Raw genomic sequence first — 2,462 nt, forward strand, 5'->3', positions numbered from 1 at the left:
GTAAGCGTCAAATCCTCCCCACCTTCGCAGGCTAGCATCGGCGTGAGATAATCCTCCCACGAAGCCATACCGAGGGAGGATTTTTTATGGCCAGAGCAGAGGTTCAACAGAAATGGGAAACGCGCGTCGCCGCATTCCGCGCCAGCGGAGAAAGAGCAACGAGTTGGTGCAAAGTCAACGAGGTGAACCGTCGCCAGCTTTATGCTTGGATGAAAAGGCTCGGCGGCTCTTCTGAGGGTACCGTAAGTGCCAGCAAGCCCATCCCTTTCGTCCAGGTCGCCGTTGCGCCTGAAGCAGCCGCGAGACCCATCCCATCTATTCGGATTCAGATCGGCGCAGCCACCATAGAAGTGGATGCTGGGTTTAACACCGCTTTACTGCGCGACGTGGTCCAGGCGTTGGAGGGCGTATGCTGAGCGATCTAACCCGCCATCAGGTATATCTGGCTTGCGGCAGTACGGATTTGCGCAAGTCCATCGACGGACTCACCGCGCTCGTGCAGGAGGGGCTGGGCCTGAATCCCTTCTCCCCCTGCTTATTTGTCTTTTGCAACCGCGAGCGCAACAAGCTCAAAATGCTGTACTGGGAGCATAATGGCTTCTGGCTCTTTTACCGCAGGCTCGAGCGCGGCACGTTCCAGTGGCCCAAGGACCCCGGGGAGCCGGTTACGGTCACGACTCGCGAGCTTCGTTGGCTGCTGGACGGGCTCTCGCTGGACCAGCGTCAGGCGCATCCGAAAGTAACGGCAACGGCCGCCATTTAGCAAACTCTTCCTTCTTAAAGTCGACATCTATTCCGGCAGGTATGGCAGTTCCTCACGTCGAAAGGATTCGTATGGAACATCGAGCGGAATCGCCCATCGAAGAGCTTCGGCAACAAAATGCGAAGCTGGAACAACAAAATAGGGAACTGTCGGCCAAGCTCAACTGGTACGAAGAGCAGTTTCGTCTGGCGCAGCAAAAGCGCTTCGGCGCTTCCAGCGAGAAGATGAATCCGGACCAGATGGAGCTGAATCTGTTCAACGAAGCCGAAGTGCTGGCTACGCCCGCCGGAGAAGCGCCGCCTACAGAGAAGATCACGTACGAGCGCCGTAAACAGACGGGCAAACGCGAAGACGATTTCTCCGACCTGCCGGTCGAGACCATCGTGTACAAGCTCGGGGAAGGCGAACAGGCCTGCGCCTGCTGCGGCGGCTCGCTGCATGAGATGACGACCGAGGTGCGCAGCGAGATCGCGCTGGTGCCCCCGCAGGTCAAGGTCATGCGCCATATTCGCCAAGTCTACGCGTGCCGCCACTGCGAGCGTCATGAGATCGAGACGCCCGTCGTCACGGCGCCTATGCCAAAGCCTGTCTATCCCGGCAGCTTGGCTTCGCCGTCCAGCATGGCCTACGTCATGACGCAGAAGTATGTGGACGGCTTGCCGTTGTACCGGCAGGAGCAGCAGTTCGTGCGTCTTGGCTATACGTTGTCTCGCCAGACCATGGCCAACTGGATGATGTACGGTGCGGAGCAGTGGCTGTCTCCGCTGTTTGCGGCCATGAAGGCTTATCTGTTGCGGCAAAACGTGCTGCATGCCGACGAGACGACGCTTCAGGTGCTACGCGAAGAAGGCAAGTCCGCAGAAGCGACATCCTACCTGTGGCTGTATCGGACCGGTCGTGATGTGCCGCCGGCCGTGCTCTACGAGTACCAACGGACGCGCGGTGGCGAGCATCCGCGCAATTTCCTGACCGGCTTCAAAGGCTATCTCCAGGTGGACGGGTACCCCGGTTACCACAAGGTGGCGGACGTCAAACTCGTCGGCTGCTGGGCACATGCCCGGCGCAAATACGACGAGGCGCTGAAGGCCGGGCCGCCGGAGATGAACAAGCTGGGAACTGTCGCAGGACAGGGGCTGGCTTACTGCAACCAGTTGTTCGCGATTGAAAAAGAGCTTGCCGAGGTGTCCCCAGAGGAGCGAAAAGCCAAAAGGCAGGAACGAATTCTGCCGGTGCTTAACGCTTATCATGGATGGCTGAAGGAGCAACGTTCCAAAACCTTGCTCAAGAGCCTGTCCGGTCAAGCGATCGCCTACAGCTTGAATCAGTGGGACAAGCTCACTGCGTTCCTGGCCGATGGAAGGTTGGAGCTCGACAACAATCGGAGCGAGCGGTCGATCAAACCGTTCGTGATCGGACGCAAAAACTGGCTTTTCGCCAACACGCCGCGTGGCGCTCGGACTAGCGCCACGATCTATAGCGTGATCGAATCGGCGAAAGAAAATGGTCTGCATCCGTTCAACTACTTGAAGTACCTCTTCGAGCAGTTGCCGCAAATCTCCGGACCGCTAAACGCCGATGCGCTCGATCCATTCATGCCGTGGTCGCAGGCGCTGCCGGCTGACTGCCGCATAAGTAAAAAGTAACATTAGTTTAGTCTTACTCCGCTCCCGCCGCTAGGTGGGGGCTATTTGACGCTTAC

General features: G+C 58.2%; 3 protein-coding genes. All 3 read left to right on the top strand.

The genetic code is table 11. From position 1 onward, the window contains the following. The first annotated feature begins 86 nt into the window (after positions 1 to 86). Genes tnpA through tnpC form a run of 3 tightly spaced genes read left to right on the top strand, consistent with a single transcriptional unit; the run spans position 87 to position 2,406 of the window. The gene (gene tnpA, locus B0G52_RS35055) at positions 87 to 416 is read left to right on the top strand and encodes an IS66 family insertion sequence element accessory protein TnpA (protein WP_094051088.1); all 330 of its coding nucleotides are present in this window, start codon (positions 87 to 89) and stop codon (positions 414 to 416) included. Continuing rightward, positions 410 to 763 carry an IS66 family insertion sequence element accessory protein TnpB gene (gene tnpB / locus B0G52_RS35060; RefSeq protein WP_094051089.1) on the top strand — a complete coding sequence of 118 codons (354 nt, stop codon included), beginning with the start codon at positions 410 to 412 and terminating at the stop codon, positions 761 to 763. Before tnpA ends, tnpB begins: the two co-directional genes overlap by 7 nt. A gap of 41 nt (positions 764 to 804) precedes the next feature. Next, positions 805 to 2,406, top strand: coding sequence for an IS66 family transposase (gene tnpC, locus B0G52_RS35065; RefSeq protein ID WP_106359422.1), 1,602 nt, complete (start codon positions 805 to 807; stop codon positions 2,404 to 2,406). Positions 2,407 to 2,462 lie beyond the last annotated feature (56 nt).

Origin of the sequence: Cohnella sp. SGD-V74 (assembly GCF_003001675.1) — a bacterium.
Classification (GTDB): domain Bacteria; phylum Bacillota; class Bacilli; order Paenibacillales; family Paenibacillaceae; genus Cohnella.

Excerpts from the sequence above, each read along its gene's own strand:
- tnpA (WP_094051088.1), top strand. The coding sequence starts at position 87 with ATGGCCAGAGCAGAGGTTCAACAGAAATGGGAAACGCGCGTCGCCGCA.
- tnpB (WP_094051089.1), top strand. The coding sequence starts at position 410 with ATGCTGAGCGATCTAACCCGCCATCAGGTATATCTGGCTTGCGGCAGT.
- tnpC (WP_106359422.1), top strand. The coding sequence starts at position 805 with ATGGCAGTTCCTCACGTCGAAAGGATTCGTATGGAACATCGAGCGGAA.